Annotated in this window: 20 protein-coding genes; 8 read left to right on the forward strand and 12 right to left on the reverse strand. The window is 59.8% G+C overall.

Annotation, left to right across the window (positions count from 1 at the left end):
- Nucleotides 1-63: 63 nt before the first annotated feature.
- The 5 genes from mutS to fabF all read right to left on the reverse strand — a co-directional run bounded on the left by mutS (nucleotide 64) and on the right by fabF (nucleotide 8,391).
- Entirely contained in the window at nucleotides 64-2,871 is a 2,808-nt protein-coding gene (mutS, locus tag GXP70_RS18405) for a DNA mismatch repair protein MutS (protein ID WP_162358188.1), read from the reverse strand.
- A 417-nt stretch (nucleotides 2,872-3,288) separates the two neighbouring features.
- On the reverse strand, nucleotides 3,289-4,959 hold the full coding sequence (locus GXP70_RS18410) for a putative amidoligase domain-containing protein (RefSeq protein WP_162358189.1): 1,671 nt from the start codon (nucleotides 4,957-4,959) through the stop codon (nucleotides 3,289-3,291).
- Nucleotides 4,960-5,074: 115 nt separating this feature from the next.
- Nucleotides 5,075-5,638 (reverse strand): outer spore coat protein CotE, encoded by a 564-nt coding sequence (locus tag GXP70_RS18415; protein WP_162358190.1) that lies wholly within the window; start codon nucleotides 5,636-5,638, stop codon nucleotides 5,075-5,077.
- Nucleotides 5,639-6,011: 373 nt separating this feature from the next.
- Entirely contained in the window at nucleotides 6,012-7,007 is a 996-nt protein-coding gene (locus GXP70_RS18420) for an aromatic acid exporter family protein (protein ID WP_162358191.1), read from the reverse strand.
- A 142-nt stretch (nucleotides 7,008-7,149) separates the two neighbouring features.
- Nucleotides 7,150-8,391 carry a beta-ketoacyl-ACP synthase II gene (gene fabF, locus GXP70_RS18425; RefSeq protein WP_162358192.1) on the reverse strand — a complete coding sequence of 414 codons (1,242 nt, stop codon included), beginning with the start codon at nucleotides 8,389-8,391 and terminating at the stop codon, nucleotides 7,150-7,152.
- Nucleotides 8,392-8,531: 140 nt separating this feature from the next.
- On the opposite strand from fabF, the gene GXP70_RS18430 reads away from it, so the two are divergent.
- On the forward strand, nucleotides 8,532-9,398 hold the full coding sequence (locus tag GXP70_RS18430) for a helix-turn-helix transcriptional regulator (RefSeq protein WP_162358193.1): 867 nt from the start codon (nucleotides 8,532-8,534) through the stop codon (nucleotides 9,396-9,398).
- Between the two features lie 264 nt (nucleotides 9,399-9,662).
- On the opposite strand, the gene mraY is transcribed toward GXP70_RS18430, so the two are convergent.
- Together mraY and GXP70_RS18440 are read right to left on the reverse strand one after the other, a co-directional pair.
- Nucleotides 9,663-10,613, reverse strand: coding sequence for a phospho-N-acetylmuramoyl-pentapeptide-transferase (gene mraY, locus GXP70_RS18435; protein WP_162358194.1), 951 nt, complete (start codon nucleotides 10,611-10,613; stop codon nucleotides 9,663-9,665).
- Between the two features lie 241 nt (nucleotides 10,614-10,854).
- Nucleotides 10,855-12,366 (reverse strand): carboxypeptidase M32, encoded by a 1,512-nt coding sequence (locus GXP70_RS18440; protein ID WP_162358195.1) that lies wholly within the window; start codon nucleotides 12,364-12,366, stop codon nucleotides 10,855-10,857.
- A 193-nt stretch (nucleotides 12,367-12,559) separates the two neighbouring features.
- On the opposite strand from GXP70_RS18440, the gene GXP70_RS18445 reads away from it, so the two are divergent.
- Together GXP70_RS18445 and GXP70_RS18450 are read left to right on the forward strand one after the other, a co-directional pair.
- A complete protein-coding gene (locus GXP70_RS18445; protein ID WP_162358196.1) occupies nucleotides 12,560-12,886 on the forward strand; it encodes an iron-sulfur cluster biosynthesis family protein in 327 nt (108 codons plus the stop codon).
- A gap of 73 nt (nucleotides 12,887-12,959) precedes the next feature.
- Nucleotides 12,960-13,517 (forward strand): beta-class carbonic anhydrase, encoded by a 558-nt coding sequence (locus GXP70_RS18450; protein ID WP_162358197.1) that lies wholly within the window; start codon nucleotides 12,960-12,962, stop codon nucleotides 13,515-13,517.
- A 383-nt stretch (nucleotides 13,518-13,900) separates the two neighbouring features.
- Here GXP70_RS18450 and GXP70_RS18455 read toward each other — a convergent pair whose 3' ends face one another.
- Nucleotides 13,901-14,452: a DUF309 domain-containing protein gene (locus tag GXP70_RS18455; RefSeq protein ID WP_162358198.1), complete on the reverse strand. Its 552-nt coding sequence runs from the start codon at nucleotides 14,450-14,452 to the stop codon at nucleotides 13,901-13,903.
- Between the two features lie 131 nt (nucleotides 14,453-14,583).
- Here GXP70_RS18455 and GXP70_RS18460 point away from each other — a divergent pair, with 131 nt between their 5' ends.
- From GXP70_RS18460 to ytxJ, 4 genes are all read left to right on the forward strand, one after another.
- Nucleotides 14,584-15,030, forward strand: a complete 447-nt coding sequence (locus GXP70_RS18460; protein WP_162358199.1) for a hypothetical protein — start codon at nucleotides 14,584-14,586, stop codon at nucleotides 15,028-15,030.
- Nucleotides 15,031-15,032: 2 nt separating this feature from the next.
- Entirely contained in the window at nucleotides 15,033-15,311 is a 279-nt protein-coding gene (locus GXP70_RS18465) for a YxcD family protein (protein ID WP_162358200.1), read from the forward strand.
- Nucleotides 15,312-15,451: 140 nt separating this feature from the next.
- Nucleotides 15,452-17,377 (forward strand): glycosyl hydrolase family 18 protein, encoded by a 1,926-nt coding sequence (locus tag GXP70_RS18470; RefSeq protein ID WP_225442466.1) that lies wholly within the window; start codon nucleotides 15,452-15,454, stop codon nucleotides 17,375-17,377.
- Between the two features lie 105 nt (nucleotides 17,378-17,482).
- Nucleotides 17,483-17,830 (forward strand): bacillithiol system redox-active protein YtxJ, encoded by a 348-nt coding sequence (ytxJ, locus tag GXP70_RS18475; RefSeq protein WP_162358201.1) that lies wholly within the window; start codon nucleotides 17,483-17,485, stop codon nucleotides 17,828-17,830.
- A 158-nt stretch (nucleotides 17,831-17,988) separates the two neighbouring features.
- Here the strand turns inward: ytxJ and speD are convergent, their stop codons facing one another.
- Nucleotides 17,989-18,801 carry an adenosylmethionine decarboxylase gene (speD, locus tag GXP70_RS18480; protein WP_162358202.1) on the reverse strand — a complete coding sequence of 271 codons (813 nt, stop codon included), beginning with the start codon at nucleotides 18,799-18,801 and terminating at the stop codon, nucleotides 17,989-17,991.
- Between the two features lie 249 nt (nucleotides 18,802-19,050).
- Between speD and GXP70_RS18485 the strand changes: the two genes are divergently transcribed.
- Nucleotides 19,051-19,836: a class I SAM-dependent methyltransferase gene (locus tag GXP70_RS18485; RefSeq protein ID WP_162358203.1), complete on the forward strand. Its 786-nt coding sequence runs from the start codon at nucleotides 19,051-19,053 to the stop codon at nucleotides 19,834-19,836.
- A 158-nt stretch (nucleotides 19,837-19,994) separates the two neighbouring features.
- Here GXP70_RS18485 and GXP70_RS18490 read toward each other — a convergent pair whose 3' ends face one another.
- Genes GXP70_RS18490 through GXP70_RS18500 form a run of 3 tightly spaced genes read right to left on the reverse strand, consistent with a single transcriptional unit; the run spans nucleotide 19,995 to nucleotide 22,606 of the window.
- Nucleotides 19,995-20,801 (reverse strand): ABC transporter permease, encoded by an 807-nt coding sequence (locus GXP70_RS18490; RefSeq protein WP_162358204.1) that lies wholly within the window; start codon nucleotides 20,799-20,801, stop codon nucleotides 19,995-19,997.
- The gene (locus GXP70_RS18495) at nucleotides 20,776-21,591 is read right to left on the reverse strand and encodes an ABC transporter ATP-binding protein (RefSeq protein WP_225442467.1); all 816 of its coding nucleotides are present in this window, start codon (nucleotides 21,589-21,591) and stop codon (nucleotides 20,776-20,778) included. Before GXP70_RS18495 ends, GXP70_RS18490 begins: the two co-directional genes overlap by 26 nt.
- Nucleotides 21,592-21,595: 4 nt before the next feature.
- Nucleotides 21,596-22,606, reverse strand: a complete 1,011-nt coding sequence (locus GXP70_RS18500) for an ABC transporter substrate-binding protein (RefSeq protein WP_162358205.1) — start codon at nucleotides 22,604-22,606, stop codon at nucleotides 21,596-21,598.
- Nucleotides 22,607-22,769: the final 163 nt, after the last annotated feature.

A 22,769-nucleotide genomic window follows, 5' to 3' on the forward strand; every position in this document is an offset into this window, starting at 1 on the left:
TTGGAACTGATTCGCTTGGAACTGATTCGTTCGGAACTGATTCGTTCGAATCAAGCGCCGGCGCTATTCGTTCAGCTTTAGTTTCATTTCGTTCAGCCACTGCATCGCCTGCATCGGCGTCATGTTGAACAAGTCGAGCTTGCGCAGCTGATCGGCCAACAGCTCCGCGCGCGGGCTCGCTTTGCGCGCTTTGCCCGTGTCGACGGGCGCCGGCGCGGGCTCTTCGAAGATCGAGAGCTGGACGACGCTTCCGGCGGCAGGCGCAGCCGGCTCCGACGTTAACGACGCGTTAAGCATGGCCGATTCCGGCGCTGCATAGGCCGGGGCCGCCTCGGCTGCGGCTGCAGCGAAGCTTGTTTCGATCGCTTGGCTGGCGAAACTCGTTTCGGCCCGGCCGCTTAGCGCGGCTTCCGCAAGCGGCACGTCGCTTGACCCGTGTGCGTTCGAAACGTACGGCAGTTCGGCGGCTGCTGCAGCGGACTCGTGCGCCGTATGAAGATCGAGCAGCGAATACGCGCGCTTGATGATGCTGCCCGGCAGTCCTGCCAGCTGCGCGCAGTAGATCCCATAACTGCTGCCCGCCGCGCCTGGCACGAGCTTGCGGAGGAACGTGACGTTGTCGCCCGTTTCCTGCACGGCCATGCACGCGTTCGCGAGATGCGGCAGCGTATCGCCGAGATGCGCCAGCTCGTGAAAATGCGTCGACACGAGCGCTTTGCAGCCGACTTCGTGATGGACGAACTCGATGACGGCCTGCGCGATCGCCATCCCTTCGCCCGTCGACGTTCCCCTGCCCAGCTCGTCGATAATGACGAGGCTGCGCGCCGTCGCTTTCTCCGTCATGATCTGGATGTCCTTCATCTCGACCATGAACGTGCTCTGGCCGCCGATCAGGTCGTCCGCGGCCCCGATACGCGTGAAAATCCGGTCGATGAGCGGCACTTCCGCCTGTTTCGCGGGCACGAAGCAGCCGATCTGCGCCATGATGCCGATAAGCGCCACCTGGCGCATGTAGGTGCTTTTGCCGGCCATGTTCGGACCGGTTATGAGCAGCATCGAAGAGCCGTCCTTCACGAGCTTCGTCTCGTTGGCGATGAACGCGGCGCCCTCCATGACCGTCTCCACGACGGGATGCCGGCCCTCGGCTACGACAAAATCATACCCTTCCGTCACGTTCGGCTTCACGTACCGCTGCTCGCCGCTCACGGTTGCCAGCGATTGGTACACGTCCAGCTCGGCGATCACCTCGGCCAGCTTCTGCAGCCGGTGCAAATGCGCCGTCAGGTGGTCGCGCAGCTCGATGAATTTGGCGTATTCGAGATCGACCATTTTCTCTTCGGCTTCCAGAATGAGCGCTTCCTTCGCCTTCAGCTCCGGCGTCACGTACCGCTCCGCGTTCGCCAGCGTCTGCTTGCGCTCGTAACGGCCTTCCGGCAGGCTGCCGACGTTTGCCTTGGACACTTCCAGATAGTAGCCGAACACTTTGTTATAACCGATCTTGAGCGACTTGATGCCGGTCGCTTCCCGCTCCTTGCGTTCGAGCTCGGCAAGCCATTTCTTCCCGTTCACGCTCGCTTCGCGCAGCTCGTCCAGATAAGCATCGTAGCCGGAGCGGATCAATCCGCCTTCCCGGACGGAAACAGGCGGCTCCTCCACGATGACCGTCTCGATCAGCTCGGCCAGATCCGCGCAGCCGTCCACGCCGTTCACCAGCTTGCGCAGCGTCGCCGAATCGGATTCCGCGCACAGCGCCGTCAGCGCCGGCACATGCTGGAGCGACGTCTTGAGCGCGTTCAAGTCCCGCCCGTTGGCGCTGCCGTACGCAACGCGGCCGACGAGGCGCTCCAGATCGTAAATTTCGTTCAATTCCTGCCGCAGCTCGTCCCGCAAAATAAAGCTCAAGTACAGCTTCTCCACCGCTTCGAGCCGCTCGTCGATCATCGCCTTGGAGAGCAGCGGCTTGTCGATCCAGCGGCGAAGCAGCCGCGCCCCCATCGACGTGCGCGTCCGGTCGAGCAGCCAGAGCAGCGAGCCTTTCTTGCTGCGGTCCCGCACCGTCTCCGTCAATTCGAGATTGCGGCGCGTGAACGGATCCAGCACCATGTATTGGTTCGGCTCGTACACCGAGATTCGGCGCATATGGCCGAGGGATCTTTTCTGCGTCTCGTCCAGGTAGCCCGTCAGCAGGCTTACGGCCCGATGCCTTGCCGGCGCGAGCGCCGACAGCTCCAGCTGGCCGAATTGCTTGCGCAGCAGCTCGTCCGCCATCGGTTCCCGGTCCGTGAACAGGACGGGACGGTTCCAGCCCGCGGCAGCCGCGCGCAGCCGTTCCAGGACGGCAGCGTCGCCGACGATCTCCGACGGATGGTAGACGTTGATTTCATCGGTCAACGCTTCGGCGGACGACGCGAACGACGTAACATATAGCTCGCCGGTCGTCAGATCGCACGCCGCCACGCCGTAGACGCCCTTCAGCTCCGAGACGGACACGATGAAATTGTTCGCTTTCTCGGCGAGCGATTTCGTTTCCATGACCGTGCCCGGCGTCACGACGCGGATGATTTCGCGGCGCACGACGCCTTTGGCCGCCGCGGGGTCCTCGACCTGCTCGCAGATGGCGACTTTGAACCCTTTTTCGATCAAGCGGGCTATGTAGCCTTCGGCCGAGTGATACGGTACGCCGCACATCGGGATTTTGCGGTCTCCGCCGCCTTCCCGGCCCGTTAACGTTATTTCAAGCTCTCGCGACGCATTGATCGCGTCGTCGAAGAACATTTCATAGAAATCGCCAAGGCGAAAAAAAAGAATCGCGTCCTGCGCGCCTTCTTTGATCGCCAAATATTGTTGAATCATCGGGGTATAAGCAGACATGCGGCCCCTCCTGTCGTAAAATAGCTAGTTTATGAACACCAGAACTCCATTATAGCAGAAAAGCCAGCCCGCATGGAGCATCGGGAACGCAAGAAAAAGCGCCCTGCGGCGAGGCGCCTGAAAGCGGATTTTTAGTTGGGATCGCTTAGCGAACGGTCCGGAGAGGAGCGGACGTTCAATGTCCCTCCCCCATTTGCTTTTCCGCCTTTCAACTAGCCCAGTGGACACTGACATTTATATAAGGATGCATAAGCTTCTCTCACTGAGCTTCATGCAGCCCTGAACGAGGAGATCACATTGGGGCTTCTGCCCTCTGACGCTCAGAAGGGATTCCCAATAGGCATCATGCAGATTGGCAGCCCTAATATCTTGGGGCGCTATTCATCGCACCTCCGCATCGAACGCCGCACGTTCCGACTATGGCGTGCCGATCCGCCATTTCGGGCGGAAATCGCCGGCCGTGTCCCAGGTGCGGCCTTCCCGGATCGCTTGCAGCAGCGGCTCGATCCAGCGTGCGAGCTCTGCGTACGATGCCGTGCGCGCCATCGATGCGGCGAGCTCCTCCATGCAGCCGGCCAGCGCGGCCCGATCCCCCGCGTAGTAAGCCGCGACGTACTTGTCGTCCTCGGAAGGCATGTACGCGAGGACGTCGGTCTCTCGCGCGCAGAGCAGCGCCAGCGCGAACGCCGCCTTCGCGGCCAGCGGGGAGGCGAGCCAGCTTGGCAGCGTGCGGTATTCGAACCCGCCGTGCGGCTGCAGCCGGAAATCGCCGAGCGCGCCGTAACGCGGGCGCCGCGCCTGCTCGGACGGCGTTTCGATCATGGCCAGCGGGAACGCCGCGTAGCTGTCAAGCTGACGCAGCAGCCGGCCGGTCAGCGGCACCCCGCTGATATGGATGTGGCCGCCGAGCGCGAAGCCGGCGGCCGGCATGCCGCCGGCCGCCCACCGCAGCGGCGGCTGATCCGGTATGCGCCGCGCGGCTTGCTGCAGCAGCCGGCGGAGATTGCGCGCCAAGCCGGCCGGCGTCGGCGAAGGCGCGGGGCGCAGCTCCGCGATCGGGCGGCGGATCGTCCCGCCGACGACCATCGCGTCGCAGCCTGCGCCATGCCCGCCGTCCAAGTAGCGGGCGGCGGATACGATGCGGCCGTTCTCGGCGAGCAGCAGAAACTCCGGATCCGCGCCGAGCAGAATGTCTTGCGCTCCTGGGCCGCGGCCGGCGCGACCGGCTTGCCGCAGCTGAACCGCCAGCGACGCCGCCGCTTCCCGCCAGATGCCGGCGCGGTAAGCCGCCGCAGACGGCAGGCGGATGCCGGCGACATAGCATTTGCCGGCATCGTCGTCCGCAAGCTCGACGATGCCGTTGTCCAAGCCGCAAGCGTGCAGCGCCCGCGCGGCAAGGCGCGCGAGCGGGCGATAACGCGCGTCCTGCACTTGAATAGCCCGCGATTCGGCACGGATAACCGAAACTGCAGGCGCTCCGGTTGCAGAGGTACGAGCGGCGCTTGCCGCAACCGGAGCTCGTCCGTTCGTCATCAGCTGTTCGACCGCCAGCGGCTGCAGCTGAAACAGCGAGACGTCATATCGGCGAAGCGACCTCTGCTCGGGCGAGAAAACCGGCGCGCCCGCCCGCCGCATCCGCCGCTCTGCTTCGTCCCGGCCCCGCTCCGCGAAATCGGCTGCGTTCGCATTCAGCACAAGCACGCGCCGTCCCCCGTATCCGACGTCAACCTGCCACGCCGGAACCGAACCGGCAACGATAATGGCATCTCCCGCTCCCGGTTCGTTGCCGCACCGGGACGTTTCCGACAGCACCGTTCTCCGCTCCGCGCCCCGGCGATGCACCTCCACCAAGCCCTCGGCAAGCCCATCGCCGCTTCCTCGTTTCCCCCCCAAGCTCCCGGTCAGTCCAACGCCTCTTCCGTTCACCGTCTCCAGGCCAGCTTCCCGCTCGGCAGCCCGCCCGTTCGCTTCAGCAATTCCGTTATCACACTTGACGTGCCTATCATCTGCCGATGCCTCGCCCGCTTCCGCCATGCCGGCGATCCGCCGGCAGGCTTTGCCATCCCACAGCCACACATTGCCTGCCACGGCTCCACGCCCCGTCCTTCCGCAACCGCATATTTTCGGAAAAAAAAGAGGGCTCTCGCCCTCGAATCTCTCACTGCCCGCGCATACGATACAACATACCTGTAATTCGCTACAATTACAGTTCGTCGTCACCGTCTTCAAGCAATTCCGGATCCAAATCTTCAAAATCCCCGTCGTCCCCGTACTCGAATTCTTTCCCGTCATCGTCGGCTCCGGGCAGTGTCGCTACCCAGATTTTCGTCTCGGCCACCAGCTCGACCGCGAATTCGCGCTCCACGCGAATAACGACGCCGGAACCGCTGGACGAAATGTTCGCCTCGATGCAGTTAGGCTCTTGCGTTGACTCCGCGGATACTTCCTCGGTCGAAGCCCGGTGCTTCGGATCCAGATAGGACAGCGGCACATGCTCAACGTACGACAGCGTTTCTTTTGCTACGTCGGTTTGCGAGTTTTTGTTGTAGGAATACCAAATGTTGATATCGTAAGTACCGATAACCTCGATCCCGTCTCCGGAACGGACCGCTTCGTATTGATGATTGATAATCCATGCGCCCAAAATGCTCGTCGGGTGGTGAGGCGGCGTAACGTGGTGGGTTACTGTGGAAAACTTACGACCTTTTCCGCAGACAGCTTTGGTAATTATTTCTCTAGCCTTAAGCTGTTTATCTGCATAAGCCATCGATCTAACCTCCTCCATACAATCATTCAATTAAAGTGTATGCAGGACATAGGCGTTTGTTGATTAAACTCTCGAAGAACAAATAGATATTGTTTCGGGCATGCCGATTTGTCCGGAATCGCCTTCATCTCCGTGCGTTCCAGCTTTTGCGTCAGCGCGAATCATGCTTATCGCAGCCTTGCAAAGGGCTGCTTTTTACGTTTGCCTTCAATAAATCTTATGGCTTCGGACCCGTTTCCATAACACTTGAACGCAAGCGCGCCGAAAATAATCGCAGCCAGCAATCTTTCCGCCGACCGCCAAAATACGGCTTAGTAATAGAAGGAGACTTCGGAACTACTATTATCGTCAGCGGTAAAAGGAGGGTTTCAGGCTATCGTTCCATGCGATGCATGACCGCATCCGTCAGGCTGTCCCGCTGCTTCTTGAATCGTTTGGCGATCGCCAGATACCGTTTCAGTTCAATCAGCAGGTGGAACAAGGCGGCCCGCATCTCGAACTCGTCGCGCGTCCCTGGAAGCGGCATCGCCTTGAACTTGGCTTCCAGCACCGTGATCCGCTCCTCCACGCCGCCTTCGTACACGTCCGATTTCACGTCGCCGGACAAGAGATCGAACAGCTCGGCGGTCAGTTCTCCCTGCGGCAGCCGCTCGTATACGAACGCGACCTGCTCCAGCATAAGGCCGATCGACTCCAGCTGCTGCTGCCTCATCTCATAGTAAGTCGGCCAATAGCGGCTCATCGCAGTTCCCTGTCCCCAAATCCGGTTCTCCCGATCGGTCTCCGCAAGCCGCTGCCCTTCCTTGATGAGCCGGCCCGCGTTCAGCAGCTCTTGCCCGTCCCAGACATGTTCCGGCGTCCGCAGCGTCTGCGCGAGCGCGAGGAAAATCGCGGCGAACTGCGCTTCCGTCGCATGCCGGAGCTGCGCCAGCTTATGCTCTTCCGTCGGCATGTAGATCATATTAATGACCGTCGCCCAGCCGAGGCCGACGAGCAGCAGCATGATTTCGTTGCCGATCAAGCTCGCCGTCACCTCTTCGCGGGCGTACACATGGAAGACGATGACGGCGCTCGTCGCGATGCCGTCCTTCAAGCCGACCCTCGTCAGGATCGGGATGGAGACCAGGACGAAGAGCGAGATCGTCCACAGCTGAAACCCCAGCGCCATAAACAGCAAGGACGCGAAAAACAATCCGATGACGGAAGCCGCGAACCGTTCGAAGGCGCTCTTCAGCCCCTTCAGCCGCGTCGCTTCCACGCCCAGAATCGCGAGCAGGCCGGCCGACAGCGCCGGGTTCAGCCCCAAATAATGGGCGGTGTACAACGCGCCGAGCGCGGCCAGCGCGGTTTTGATGACTCGAATCCCCATATGCAGCGACGCTCCTCGTGATGACGACTATTGACCGGAACCGGAATAGGAAACGAGCCGCGAGCATGTCGCTCCGGCTCGCTTATTCCCGTTATTATCGGTTACCGGTACCTTGTCTATCAAACAATGGTACCCTTTGCGCTTACTCAGCGTCAACCGCTTGAACGACGATGACGGCGTTATGTCCGCCGAAGCCGAACGAGTTGCTGACGCCGATCGTCAAGTTCGCCCGCCTCGCTTCATTCGGCACATAGTCGAGGTCGCACTCGGGATCCGGCTCGTCGAGATTGATCGTCGGCGGAATAATGCCTTCCTGCAGGCTCTTGACCAGCGCGATCGCCTGCGTGCCGCCGGCCGCGCCTAGCATATGGCCGGTCATCGACTTCACCGCCGATACCGGAATAGCGCCGGCACTCTCGCCGAACAGCCGCTTGATCGCAAGCGTCTCCGACCGGTCGCCGAGCTCCGTGCTCGTCGCATGCGCGAAGATGACGTCCACCTGCTCCGTGCCGATACCGGCTTCGCGCAGCGCCGCTTTCATCGCCAAATACGGCCCGTAGCCTTCCGGATGCGTCGCTACCATATGGTAGGCGTCGGAGCTTGCGCCGTAACCGATGACTTCCGCGTACATGCGCGCGTTCCGCTTGCGGGCATGCGATTCGGACTCCAGGACCAGAATCCCCGCGCCTTCCGCCATGACGAAGCCGTCGCGGCCGCGGTCGAACGGCCGGCTCGCCCTGCGCGGCTCCTCGTTGCGCGTCGACAGCGCCGTCGCGTTACCGAAGCTGGCCAGCGATATTTCCGTGACGGCCGCTTCCGACCCGCCGGCGATGACGACGTCGGCATACCCGTGGCGAATGAGCCGGAACGCCTCGCCGATCGACGTGTTGCCGATCGAGCAGGCGGTAACCGGCGCCATCGTCGGGCCGTGCAGCCGGTAGCGGATGCTGATCATCGCCGCTGCCATGTTGGCGATCATCATCGGCACGAGCGTCGGACTGACGCGATCCGGGCCGCGCCCTTGAAGCACCGCATCCTGCGCAAGCAGCGTCTCCAGCCCTCCGATGCCCGAGCCGACGTACACGCCGGCGCGCTCGGGATCGAGCTTCTCCGCGTCCAGCCCCGCATCCGCCCACGCTTGATCCGCCGCCGCCAGCGCATACTGGCAGAAGCGGTCCATCCGCCGGGCTTCCTTCTTGCCGAACAGCGCGTCCGCGTCGAAATCTTGAACCAGCCCCGCAATTCGCGCGCGCTGCTGCGATACGTCGAACCGGTCGATCGAGGCGATGCCGGACTCTCCCCGTTTCAACGCTTCCCAATACGTGCCGACGTCGTTGCCCAGCGGAGACACGACGCCCATGCCCGTGATCATTACTTTCTCCATCGTTGCTTCCTCCTTAAACGAACCTTGTGGTGCTATGTTGCCATACATGATATCCTATTACAAGTTGTCGTTTATCCTAGTATAATCACTACCAGTAACAGGCTGGCGTACCATATATGCATCGAAAGGAGCGTGACTTAATGAATCAGCCGACACGATTGAAAGCTCTCTCCAGCTTCTTGATGGCCCAGCGCGCCAAGCTGACGCCGGAAGAAGTCGGCCTGACGGCGGGCACGCGCCGCAGGACGCCCGGCTTGCGGCGCGAGGAGGTCGCCCAGCTCGCGGGCGTCAGCACGACCTGGTACACATGGCTGGAGCAGGGACGGGACATCAAAGTCTCCGCCTCCGTGCTCGAATCCATCTCCGCCGCGCTGCTTCTCAATGCCGACGAGCGCAAATATTTGTTCGCGCTCGCGCTTGAAACGGGCGCCGGCGCCTCCTCGCTGCGCGAGGAAACGGCCCGCATCAGCCCGCCGCTGCGGCGAATTCTGGACGAGCTGCGCGCGTGCCCGACGATCATCTCGGACCGTCACTGCCATATCGTCGGCTGGAACGAAGCGGCCGCGCATGTCTTCATGGATTTCGAACGCATCCCGGAGCAGCGGCGCAACATGATCGCCCTGCTGTTCGAACGCAAAGAATTCCGCCGGCTGGCCGTCAATTGGGAACATTTCGTCGGCGGGTTCCTCGCGATCTTCCGCGCATATTACGGCCAATACGTCGACGACGACTGGTACGATGCATTCCAGCGGGATATGACGGCCGCGCATCCCGAGTTTCGGCCGCTATGGGAGGAAAGCAGAGTGAGCGCCGCGCCTGAGGTGCTGATCGAATTCCGGCACGCCAAGGCAGGCAAGATGCTGTTCCACCTCACCTCCCTGCAGCTGCAAGGGAACGCCGACCTCCGCTGCAGCATCTATACGCCCGCGCCGGATTCGCCGACCGAGACCAAGCTTCGCCGGCTGATGGAGAAAGAACTCAAAGCGCCTACGCCGACCGAACGATAGGCTGACGCAGACGACCGCACGAGGCTTTCTCCGACGCATCGTCGGTACCGCGCTGCCGTCGATAGGGAGACAAGGCTTAAGGCGGCAAAACGGCGCCGCAAGGACAAGACCTCGCGACGCCGTTATCATCCGTTTCCATATAATCGTCGTAACCAACTCCGAATCCAATTCCCATCAGGCCGATTGGCATGACGCCCACCGTTATTCATGTCGAAGGCTCGATCCATGCGATGCCGACAAGAACATCATGCATCATTTAGCAGCTCAAAGAACGAACTTCCACAGCAGCCAGCATACGAGAACGGAGGCCCATGAAGTGAATCCGGCCATCATGACGATTTTATTTTCGCTCCAGCCGTATTTGAGACTGAAATGATAATGGATCGGCGCCATCCTGAACAGCCGCAGCTTGGTGCGTTTGTAATACCAGACCTGCAAAATAACGGACAATTGCTCGATCAAGTAGACCGAGAACAGAATCGGAATCAGAATCTCCACCTTCTCGATGACCGCCAGCAGCGACAGCGAACCGCCGATGGCCAGCGAACCCGTATCGCCCATGAACGCTCTGGCCGGATAAATGTTGTATAGAAACAACCCGAGCAGACAGCCGATCATGATCAGCGAGAAGATTTGTACCTCGGGCTTGTCCGAGATGATGAAGAAGAAGAAATACGTCGGAATCGCAACGTTGATCAACAGTCCGTCCAATCCGTCCGTGAAATTAATCGCGTTCGCGGAGCCGACCACGAACAGCAACATCACGGCGATGTAGACGAACACGGGCAGATGCAGCAGGAACCCGTGGAACACCGCGATGTCGCTGGTCAGGGAGAACGAACGGAACAAGACGAACAGCAGCATGCCGGTGAACGCGAATTGGAGCACGAGCTTCATCCGTCCGGAGATGCCCGACGGATCCTGCCATGCCGCCTTCTTGAAGTCGTCCATGAAGCCGATCGAGCTGAACAGCAGGAACGCGGCGCACAGGAACACCATCAACGGCTCGGGATGGAATTGCAGCGAAGTCGCTACCCCGACCAGCAGGATCAAGCCGGCCATCAGCGGCGTGCCCCGCTTCGCCTGATGATCCGGGGGCAGCTCGGCCCGAATCGGCTGCGTCAGCTTGAGCGCGCGCAGCGCCCGGATGAGCAGCGGCGTTAATAAAGCCACGATCAGGAAGGATAAACCGGAAATTCCGTATATGCCGGACATGCCAGAACACCGCTTTCTTTTCCAATTTCAAGTCTTGGAATAGTCTTCTATTGCTATTCTAGTTCTACATGATGGACAAATATTCCTCTCGCCTCCGCTCAACTTGCGGTTGGATCGGTCAATTACGCCATCGCGCTCAAACCGACATTTGCTGCCCTGAAACAGACAAACGGCGCCGCCGGGCATTACTCCCGGCGGCGCCGTTTCCGTTTGAATCGCGAAGCGCACGCGCTTTCGTTCCTTACAGCTTGTAAATCCCCGTATACTTCTTCTTCAGATACTGAACGAGATACTCCGGATCGAGCGGCTTGCCGGTGATGCCTTCGATCAGCTCGGACGGCGTTCTCAGCTTGCCGTACTGGTAGATTTTCTCCGACAGCCACTGCTTGATCGGCAGCAAATCGCCCTTCCCGACCAGCTCCCAGAAATTCGGCAGCTCGCGTTCCAGCGTGTCGGTGAACTGCGCCGCGTACATATTGCCGAGCGAGTAGGACGGGAAGTAGCCGAACGCGCCGCCGGACCAGTGCACGTCCTGCAGTACGCCTTCGCCGTCATTGGACGGCTCGATGCCGAGGTATTCCTTGTATTTCGCGTTCCAGAGCGCCGGCAGCTCGGCCGCTTTCACGCCTTGGTTGAAGATCTGCTTCTCGATCTCGTAGCGGATGATAATATGCAGGTTGTACGTCAGCTCATCGGCTTCGATCCGAATGAGCGACGGTTCCACGACGTTCGTCGCGCGGTAGAAGTCTTCTACCGGCACGTCCAGCTGGCCCGGGAAATGCCGCTGCAAATCGCCGTAGTACCGGTTCCAGAAGCTCATCGAGCGGCCGATCACGTTCTCCCAGAAGCGGGACTGCGATTCGTGAATGCCCATCGACGTTCCGGTCGCCAGCGTCGTTCCGACCAGGTCCTTGCTGATGTTCTGCTCGTACAGCGCATGGCCGCCTTCGTGGATCGTGCCGAACAGCGCGCTCGTCACATCGTTCTCGAGATAACGCGTCGTAATGCGCACGTCGCCCGGGTTGAGGCCCGTCGCGAACGGATGCGCGCTCTCGTCCAGCCGGCCGGCGGCGAAGTCGAAGCCCATCTGCTCCAGAATGAACAGGCTGAATTTCTTCTGCGCTTCCTTCGCGTACGTCTGCGCCAGGAACCCCGTTTCCGGCTGATGCGGCGACGCGGCGATCGAGGCGGACAGCGGCACGAGCTTCTCGCGCAAGCCGCCGAATACGCGATCGAGCTGCTCCGTCGTCATGCCCGGCTCGTACATATCGAGCAGCGTATCGTAGCGCGTGCCCTTGACGCCCCACAGATCGATGAATTGATTCGTGAAGGTGATGATTTTATCGAGATAAGGCTCGAAGGAAGCATAGTCGCTGTTCCGCTTCGCTTCCTCCCACATCGACTCCGCCTGCGACGTCAAAACGACGTACTCCTGATACAGCTTCGGCGGAATCTTGACGCTGCGGTCGTACTCCTTGCGGGTTTCCTTGACGAGCCTCCGGTTGATCTCGCTTAATCCCTCGTATGTAGCGGGCTCTTCGAGCGCCGTCAGCCATTCGCCCAGTTCGGGCGCGGTGGACAGCTTGAACATTTGCCCGGACAGGTTGCCGATCGCCTCCGAACGGACGTCCATGCCTTTGCGCGGCGCTCCCGTGCGCAAATCCCAATAAAGCACGGCCAGCGCTTCCTCATAGCTCTTGATAAGACCGATTCGCTCGGTAAATAAGGCCAGTGTGTCGCCTGTTGTCGTCATTGCTATCCTCACCTTTCCATTCACGTTATTCGGCTGCTACTTGATCATACTTTTTGCAAACCGTATAATCAACTTTAATCCTGTACGGGAAGATGAACGGGCCGGCCCTTCGCGGCGATCCTTCTTCCTTTCGTCGGAACGTGCGGCTATGCCGGTCAATGCCGTCCATTTACGCGGAAAGGAGCCCTTGCGCATGCGTTTTACGTTTACCCTCAGCGCCGTGGAACGGTTGGCCGACACGATGGCGGACGGCACTCGCGGCCTGAAGCTGCTGTACGACACCGAAGGCTGCGGATGCGTCATGAACGGCGTGCCGACGCTGCTTGTCGTCCCTGAGCCGGAGCCGACCGATAAGCTCGGAGAAGGTTCGCCGTATCCGGTATGGTACGAGCCCAATTACGAGGTGTTCTTCGAACCGGAGCTCACGATCGATTACAACAGGGCGCGCAGCGCGTTCGTCCTGAAGAGCGCCAATCAGATTTACACGCCGAACCTGCGTTTGCTGCGCGGCAATGGCTGAAGCCGGATCGGTACACAGATCAGAGAAGGTATCATCCCTATCATACTGCAGAGATTTTGGAGGAGGAGCTAGCTTGAACAGAATTCAGGACATTATGGCTTTCAATGAACAATTCGTGGAGAACCGCGACTACGAGAAGTACGTGACCGATAAATTCCCCGACAAACGGATGGTCATCGTCACCTGCATGGACGCGCGCCTGACGGAGTTGCTGCCCAAAGCGCTCAACCTGCGCAACGGCGATGCCAAAATCATAAAAAACGCCGGCGCGATCGTAACGCAGCCGTTCGGTAATATTATGCGCAGCGTGCTCGTCGCGTTGTACGAGCTGGGCGCCAACGAAGTGCTCGTCATCGGCCACCACGAATGCGGCATGACCGGCCTGGACCCGGAAATCGTGCTCGGCCATATGCGCGACAGCGGCGTAACGGAAGAAACGATCCGCACCCTGACCAATTCCGGCATGCATCTGGAACGGTGGCTGACCGGCTTCGACAACGTGCATGACAGCGTCGTGCGAAGCGTCGGCATCATCAAGAACCACCCGCTCCTCCCGCCGGGCACGCCAGTGCACGGCATGATCATCCATCCGACGACGGGCAAGCTGGACCTCATCGTGGACGGGTATTGATCGCCGTTCGAATCAACGACAACAAGCTTCGCTTGCACGGGCAGCGCCCGGCATGGCGAAGCTTGTTTGCTTTCAAGCGAAGGTCAGGCTGTCAAGAAAGTTCGTTCGGAACAGTACCAGCCGTCCTGCCACGCCGGCGAAGCGCCGACAGGATCTGTTCGTGTTCCAGGGCGCAGGTCTCGCGTGTCTGCTCGAAGCAGCTTATATGTTTCTCGACAATCCGGCTTTCTGACGAAGAGTGTTTCGTTCAACGATGCCCTGCTATTTCACGCGTGCACGTTCGGTTCTGCAGACGCCGTTACGTTCAGCGAGCGCTATTGCCGTTCAGCTGGCGGTACTCGCAGTCAGCGAATGCTAGATTCACGCCGCTGTCGCCCTTCCGTTCAGGCATCCGCCGCTCCTCTACCGCTCCCGCGTTCGTCGTTCTTCGCCGCCATGGCGGCCGCTCGCGCCGCGGCGACTTCGCTCCTGTCGCGAAGCGTGTGCCGGTCCACGAGCGCAGGGTCCATGCCGCTCGGCGCTCCCCACGCCAGCCCCTGCTCCGCCGCGGCAAGCTTCAGACGCTCCGCGAGCCGTTCATCCCGCAGCGGGATGTTCACATCCGCGAATGCCGCTCCCCGCTCCGCGCCTGCAAGCGCGCCGTCGATCAGCTCCAGCAGCTCCCCGCCTTCGATGCCGAGCTCCGCCAGCCGCGCAGGATCGAGACGCCGGCGCGATTGCCCGAGCATTTTCACGGCTCCGCGCCGGTTATCCCTTCGAAAGTGATACGCGCCTACGGCCAGTTGAATCAGTCCGACCCAGGTATCTCCGAAGCCGTCGTCAGGATGCGCCTTCCAATACTCCTCCAGCAGCTCATGGCATTCGAAATAATCCCGCGTCGCGTGAAACTCGAACAGAAACGACTCGTATGCGTCCGGATACCGTCCGTTCTCCATCCTAATCCCCCAATTTTTCGTCAATATTCGTAGACGGGAATGAAAATTGAAACCTTTGATCATATTAGACGTAATTGTACTGAAGCGCAAACTAACTTCATAGCTTCACAATAACAGGAGGAGAACGACATATGAAGAAGGGGATTTTGGTTTTCATGGCTTTCGCGCTGTTCTTCGTGTTCAGTGCCGGGGCCGCAGACGCAAGACCGCGCGGCGGTAAAATCTCGTCACCGAAGAAGAGCTTCACGACGACGCCGTCCAAGCCGGCGGACAACGTTAACAAGAGTACGTCCGGGGGCACGGGCACGACGAAATCCGGTACGGCGAAATCCGGCACGACGACGCCGCAGCGCGGATTTTTTAGCGGCGGCAGCTTCATGAAAGGACTTATGATCGGCGGCCTGGCGGGCATGCTGTTCGGCGGACTGTTCGGCAACATGGGCTTCCTCGGCAATATTTTCGGCATGCTGATCAACATTCTGGCCATCTATGTCGTGATCACGCTTATTATGGGGATCGTCCGCTACTTCCGAACCCGGAACCGGCCGACGCATCCGGATAACCGGAGACCGTACTAACGATGCGGATTTATACGGACGAGATCATTAATGCCGTTTGTCTCCATATCGCCGAACGCAAAGGCGTCTCGCCGACAGATGTCGAAGTGCAGCTGTCCTGGGAGGAGCAATACGGCTTTACCGCCGAAGTGTGGGTGAGCGGCCGTAGTCAGTACCTGGTGGAAGCGAATCTGCTGGAAGCGATCGAGCAATATTTGCATAAGCAATATCAGCTTCGCAAGTTCCGTTCTCAAATCACGCTCGATGCGGACGAAGAGTTCTGGGCGGATATCGAAGATTAATAAGGCATGGCAACACTAGACGGGTGCAGCGTAACGGCTGCCCCGTTTTTTATTTCGCAAATATTGTCGAATTTGCGCAACCTCTACCAATTCTCTGCGTCTAATGGCATAGATTTGGAGAGGAGTGCACACCTAAGCCTATGCAAAATCGAATCAAATGGACCGCCGTTGCTGCCGTTTCGCTGGCACTGCAAGCAGGCTTGACGACGTTTGCCGTTACGAATGCGCAAGCCGCCGCGGACAACACGACCTACTATCGCGTCTATCAGAACGACAAAGCGCTGCGAGAATTCAAGACCAGCGCGAGCGCCGTCAACTATGCCGAATCATTCGCGTACGCCCATGTCGAGAAGATAACGGGCCGTCAATGGGTGTGGGACAATTTCCCGAGATACAAAGTGTACGAGAACGGCGTATCGTCGGCCGGCCGGGAATTCCGAACGCTGGCGGAAGCCAAGCAATTCGCAAGCAAAACGCGGTTCGCCCAAATCCGCGATCTCGAAACGGCGGGATACGTCTCGGCGAATTATCCGAACTATCGGCTGTACCAGGGGGACAAGACGCTTGCCGACTGGTCGTTCGCCACATTGGCGGACGCGAAGAAGACGGCTCGATCCTATGCCAACGCTCATATCATGGAGCTTGCGACCAACCAATGGGTATGGGATAATTTGTCGGCTGCTCAAGAAACCGCGCAGCGGGCTTCCGGGGCGAAGTACGCCTTGTACAAGGACGGCGCGCCGCTCGGCGGCGGAACATACGGCTTCCTGCTGGATGCCATTCGCGCATCCGCCGGCAAATCCGGCGTCGTGGTCGTCAACGAGCAGACCGGGCAGGTCGTACATAGCAATATTCCGCTGTTTACCGTCATTCAGTCGGGGCCGGAGATCGCTTCGTTCTTCAGCATTTACAGCGCGATCGCCTACGCCAAAACGTTAGCCGGCGCTTCCGTGCTGCAGGACGGCGCGACTTGGTGGACGAACAAGCCTTATCTGTCCGTTCTGCAAGGCGACAAGCTGCTGCGGAACTTCAATACTCGCCAGAGCGCGGTGCAGTTCGCCGCCCAATACAAGAACAGCTTCGTCGTCACGGCCGACAACCGCTCGATCTGGAACAATGCGAGCCTGATCTATCTCGGATGGAACGGCACGTACAGCACGCAGACAGTGCTGAGTCAGCTCGGCCAGACGCAGGGCCTCGATATCGATTCGCCTTCGTGGTTCGAGCTGGCCGACGCGAGCGGGACGCTGACCGATCATTCCGACCCGGCGCTCGTCGAGTCGCTCCGCGCAACGGGCATCCAGCTGACGCCGCTTGTCAGCAATCAATTCGACGCCAAGCTGACGAGCGCCTTCCTGCGGGATTCCGCCGCCAAGTCGGCATTCATCGCGAAACTGGTCGCCAGGCTGACAGCCTTGCACGTTGCCGGCGTGAACGTCGATTTCGAAGGTCTGGCCGGCGGCGATCGGTCGCTGTACACCGCGTTCATTCGCTCGTTGACGAGCGCCGCCCATAAGGCAGGCTTGACGGTTTCGATCGATTTGCCGCGCGGCGACGTGCTCTGGGACGCGAAAACCGCTTACGACCATACCGCGCTCGCCGGCATTGTGGACATGATCATGATGATGGCTTACGACCAGCATTGGCAAGGCGGCGGCGAAGCCGGTTCCGTCTCGGAGCTGGCATGGACGGAGGAAGGCGTACGGCAGTTCCTGACGTACGGCATCCCGCGCGACAAGCTGATGCTCGGCATTCCGTTCTACGTCCGCGAATGGCGGGTCTCGGCTGCGGGCAAGCTCGTCGACAGCAAGGCGATTCTGATGAAAAATATACCCGGTCTGGTGCTGTCGACCGGCGCGAAAGGCAGCTACGACGCCGTTTCCGGGCAGGTCAAATACATGTATAACGGCCTTGACGGCTATACGCACGTCTTCTGGGCGGAATCGGCGGACACGACCAAGGCGCGCGTGGAAATCGCGAAGAAATACGATTTGGCCGGCGTCGCCGCCTGGCGGCTCGGATTCGAGCAGCCCGAACTATGGCAGCAGATGCTGCGGCAGAAGTAGACAAGCTGGGGACGATCTTTCGGAGTGGTGCCGCTCCGCATGTTATGGTATGATGTTGAGACAGGAGTACTGTAACTCATTTCATAACAGTTAGGAGCAGCCGCAATGTCCCGACCATACAAAGAAATTCAATCGATCGAAGAATGGAATGCCGCGCTGGAAGGCTCCGCTTCCCGCCCGCTCGTCGTGTTCAAGCACAGCACGACTTGTCCGGTAAGCGCGAACGCGTACAACGAGTTCGCGAACTACTTGAACAGCGATGCCGCTTCCGAAGACACGGACTATGTGCTCGTGAAAGTCATCGAATCCCGTCCCGTCTCCAACCAGATCGCCGAAGACGTCGCGGTGAAGCATGAATCGCCGCAAATCATCCTCGTGAAGGATAAAGCCAAGTACTGGACGGCTTCGCACTGGTCCATTACGGAAGCGCATATGAAGGCGGTCATGAACTAGGCAGACTGCGAACAGGCACAATGATCAAGCCCCGGTCAAGAAGAAGCGTAATCGCCTCTTAGTGACCGGGGCTTGCTGCATGTTCGCCCGCGGGACAGAGTCCTTCTCGAGCGGTATGGGAAGGTATGGCGCCGTGCGCGGGCCAATCCATATCCCGCTTAGGCGAATATCATATTTTTACCGTAGAAAATCTCGTCCATTTCCCACCTGACGCTCTTCTCGATCTCCGCCTGCTCTTCCGCGCTCAGCGTATCCTTCGTGTAGCCGAACAAATAATTGTTCAGATCGAATTCGCGCAGCTTGCATTTGGTGTGGAAAATGTTCTCCTGGTACACGTTGACGTCGATCATGTGATACGAATCTTTGATTTCATCCGGAATGTAGTTCTGGATGGAACTGATCTCATGGTCGATGAACAGCTTGTGGCCGTTAATGTCGCGCGTAAACCCTCGAACCCGGTAATCCATCGTCATGATATCGGTATCGAACGAGCGGATCAGGTAATGGAGCGCTTTGAGCGGCGAGATCTCGCCGCAGGTGGACACGTCGATATCCGCGCGGAACGTGCTGATGCCTTCGTCCGGGTGATACTCGGGGTAGGTGTGCACGGTAATATGGCTCGTGCTGAGGTGCATGACGACCGCGTCCGGCAGCGGTCCCGGCGATTCCTCGAACGATTCGTTCGGCGCCTGCTCGATCGGGCCTTCCGAGACGAGCATCGTCACGCTCGCGCCTTGCGGCTCGTAATCCTGCTTGGCGATATTGAGCACATGGGCGCCGATGATTTCGGCGACGGTCTTCAGAATCGCGGTAAGCCGATCCGCGTTGTACTGCTGATCTATGTAGGCGATGTACGCTTCGCGTTCTTTTTTGGTCTTGGTGAAACAAATGTCGTACATGTTGAAGCTCAGCGACTTCGTCAAGTTGTTGAACCCGTGCAGCGTGATCCGCTGCTCAGACGTTAATTTCAACCTCGTTCCCCCCAATTCTGATTGCTGCTTGTCGCGCCGACCCTATCGATGCTTAGGATGGGATGCCTAGGCCGGTTCTATCCGGCCGCTCCCAAATTTATATCGGATATGCGCCGTTCATAGTTTATCATACTTACCCGGTTTCACGAATAAATAACATTCGCCTATAGAAGTCATAGACAGCCTGTATTTCACTTTGCATCCGGCCCGTGCGACAATAGCCTCATCCTGCGAAACGAGGTGATCGGTATGACACAGACTAATGAATGGCGGCCCGGCATGTACGACGACAAGCTCGGCTTCGTATCGGAATTGGGCAGAGGCGTCATCGAATTGCTGCGGCCGGCGAGCGGCGAACGGATTCTCGACCTGGGCTGCGGCACGGGAGACTTGACGGACGAAATCGCAAAGTCGGGCGCCATCGTGACCGGCATGGACATGTCCGGGGAGATGATCGCGTCCGCGCGATCGAAATACCCCCGCCTCGAGTTCCGCGTCGGCAACGGCGAGGCGTTCGCCGTCGACGCGGCTTACGACGCCGTATTCTCGAATGCCGCCCTGCACTGGATGACGAATCCGCGGCAGGTTGTCCGCTGCGTGTGGAACGCATTAAGCGCGGGAGGCCGCTTCGCCGCCGAATTCGGAGGCCAAGGCAATGTCGCGGCCGTCATCGACGCGCTGCGCGAAACGCTTGCGGATGATTACGGGATCGATGCGGCAGCGCGCAATCCGTGGTATTTTCCGAGCATCGGGCAATACGCCGCGCTGCTGGAGGAGCAGGGTTTCGACGTCAAAGCGGCGTTTCACTTCGACCGGCCGACGCCGATGAAGGACGGCGACCATGGCTTGAATCACTGGCTGAGCGGTTTCGCCGGTACTTTCATCAACGGTCTGACGGACGAACAGAAGCATGGCGTATTCGCGAAAGTCGCGGCGAAAACGCGGCCGGCGCTCTTCCGCGACGGGGTCTGGCATGTCGATTACAGACGGCTGCGCATCCTTGCGGTCAAGCCTGCGATCGTCGTGCCCGTATGATTCTATAACCGCGGCATCTGCCGCGAGAGATCTACGATCGTCCATCCAGCCAACGAGCCGCTTGCCGACAAGCTGCAGGGTCCGCGCTTTCCCCCTTGCAGCGTCCCCGCAAGCGGCGACTCATAAGCTGCCATCGCTCCGCCCTTCCTCGCCTTCCGTCACGACTCGTGATGGTATTTCTTCTTCGCATACAGTTCCAGCAGGTTCACGACGCCGTACAGCACGACGGACAACAGCGCGAGCAGCGCGATGCTGACCATGACCAAATTCATCTGGAACACCTGGCCGCCGTAGATGATCAGATAGCCGAGCCCCGCTTTCGAGGACAGAAACTCGCCCATGATGACGCCGACGAGCGTCAAGCCGACATTCACTTTCAACGTCGAGATCAGATGCGGCACGCTGGCCGGCAGCAGCACCATGCCCAGCATTTGCAGCTTGGTCGCGCCGAACGACTCCATCAGCTTCAGCTTCGTCCGGCTGATCTCCTTGAATCCGCTCTCGATCATGATGATCGTCACGATGAGCGAGATCGCAACCGCCATCCCGTAGACGGAGTAACGGTCGCCGAGCCAGATATAGAAGATCGGTCCGAGCGCCACTTTCGGCAGCGCGTTCAAGACGACCATGTACGGATCGAGCACCCTCGAAGCGAAAGACGACCACCAGAACAGAATCGCGGCCAAGATGCCTGCCGTCATCGACAGCCCGATACCGGCGAGCGTCTCCTGCGTCGTAATCCATAAGTGATGGAACAGGCTGCCGTTCCGCGCCAGATCGAAGAACGATGTCCACAGCTGCGACGGTTTGCTCGTGAGCATGGAGTCGATCCATTCCCACCGCGCCGCGAGCTCCCACAGCAGCAGGAAAATCGCCAGCAGCATGAGCCGCGCGAACCATACGAGCCACTGCCTTCGTCTCTGGGACCGAAGGTAGCGTTCATAGAGGGGAGACGGCATGGCCATCCAGCTCCTTCCAGATCGCATTGAAGTAATCGTGATACTTGGCCGCCTGCCGCTTGCTCCACGGCGACAGCTGCCCGCCTTCGTCGAGGTCGATCTCGTGCACCGCGGCGATCGTGCTCGGCCGCTTCGCCATGACGAGTACCCGGTCGGCCATGCTGATCGCCTCGGACAGGTCGTGGGTGACCAGGACGGCCGTCTTGCCCTGGTCCTTGATAATGCGGAATACTTCCTCCGACAGTGTCAGGCGCGTCTGGTAATCCAGCGCGGAGAAAGGCTCGTCGAGCAGCAGGATATCCGGCTCCGCGACGAGCGTACGGATGAGCGCCACGCGCTGGCGCATGCCGCCCGACAGCTGGGCCGGCGCATGGCGCATGAAATCGCCGAGCCCGTAACGGGCGAGCAGCTCCGCGCCTTTGCGCCGCGCCGCCTCCTTCTCCATTCGCCGGATTTCCGCGCCGACGGTCACGTTGCCGAGCACGTCCCGCCATTCGAACAGATGGTCGTGCTGCAGCATATACCCGACTTTGACGGAGGGCTCCGTCACCTCCGCGCCGTCGATCGACACCTTGCCCCGCGTCGGCTTCAGCATGCCGGATATGAGGGAGAGCAGCGTGCTCTTGCCGCAGCCGCTCGGCCCTACGATGCTGATGAACTCGCCCTTGCCGATCGCGAGCGTAATATCGCGCAGCGCCTCGGTCTCTTCCCGGGGCGTGAAATAGCTCAGTCCGACGCCGTCCAGCCTGATATGCTCCGCCTGCCTCGCTCGCGCGCCGCTCTCCCTGCGCATCATCGCGTTACTTCGCCTTCCCGAGCTTCTGCACGAAGCTCATGTCGACGACGTCTTCCATCTTCGCGATCTTGTCTTCCGCCTTCAGCACGCCGTTCTCGACGAGCACGTTCTGCAGCACGTCGAATTGCGCCTGCGTCAGCTCCGGATCGGTCGGCCATGTGCCCTGCGCCTTGTAACGGTTGACGGATTGAAGGATCAGCTCATCCGACGTGCCGTCGAAGAACGGCTTCAAGGCGGCGACTATCTGCTCGTCGGACGCCGTGCCGAGCCATTTCGCGCCTTCGGTTACCGCAGCCGTGAATTTCGTGATGATGTCCGGATGCGCTTTGATGTAATCGGATGTCGCGACGTACGACGTTTCCGGGTACGGACCGAACGCTTCGCCGAGCGATGCGGCGTAATACGCTTTGCCTTCCTGGACGAGCGTCGAGGCGACCGGCTCGAACACTTGAATGTAATCGCCCTGGCCGCTCGTGAATGCGCCGGCCATGGCGGTCGAAGCGATGTTCGTGACGACCTTCGCGCCGGCGACCTGTTCTTGCGTCAGCGTCGAATTCAGCACCATCTGCGGCGAACTGCCGGGCCTCCAGCCGATGACCGTTTTGCCTTCCAGGTCCTTCCACTGGAAGTTGTCGATTTGCTCGCGGGACAGGAGGAACGAACCGTCGACCGCCGTCAGCTGATGGAATACTTTCAGCGTCTTGCCGCCCTTCTGGTTGTAGATGTAGATCGCCGTTTCCGGGCCGACCATCGAGATGTCCGCCGTGCCCGCAATGAGAGCCGCCGCGCCTTTGTCGGAGCCTTGCGCGGTATTCATGTCGACGTTCAAGCCCTGCTCCTTGAAGAAGCCCTGCGACATCGCGACATAATGCGGCGCATAGAAAATCGAGCGGATAACTTCGGAGAATTTGACGGTCGTCAATTTATCCGATTTGGAGCTTTTGCCGCAGGCTGCCGTCATCGCCAGCAGCACGGCAACCAGCAGCAGCAGTGCCGGTTTGATCATTTTCCTCATGGTGACTACTCCTTTGCCATCGATAATGTCCGTCATGCAAGGGCCATGCTGTATGTGAACGGTTCGCCCGAACCGGGTATGCCGACGCATGCGGGGCCAAACGCAAAAAAGCCTTGAATAGGTAATATCCTATTCAAAGCTCTAGGCGAAGGTTCTTGCAGCC

Origin of the sequence: Paenibacillus lycopersici (assembly GCF_010119935.1) — a bacterium.
Classification (GTDB): domain Bacteria; phylum Bacillota; class Bacilli; order Paenibacillales; family Paenibacillaceae; genus Paenibacillus_Z; species Paenibacillus_Z lycopersici.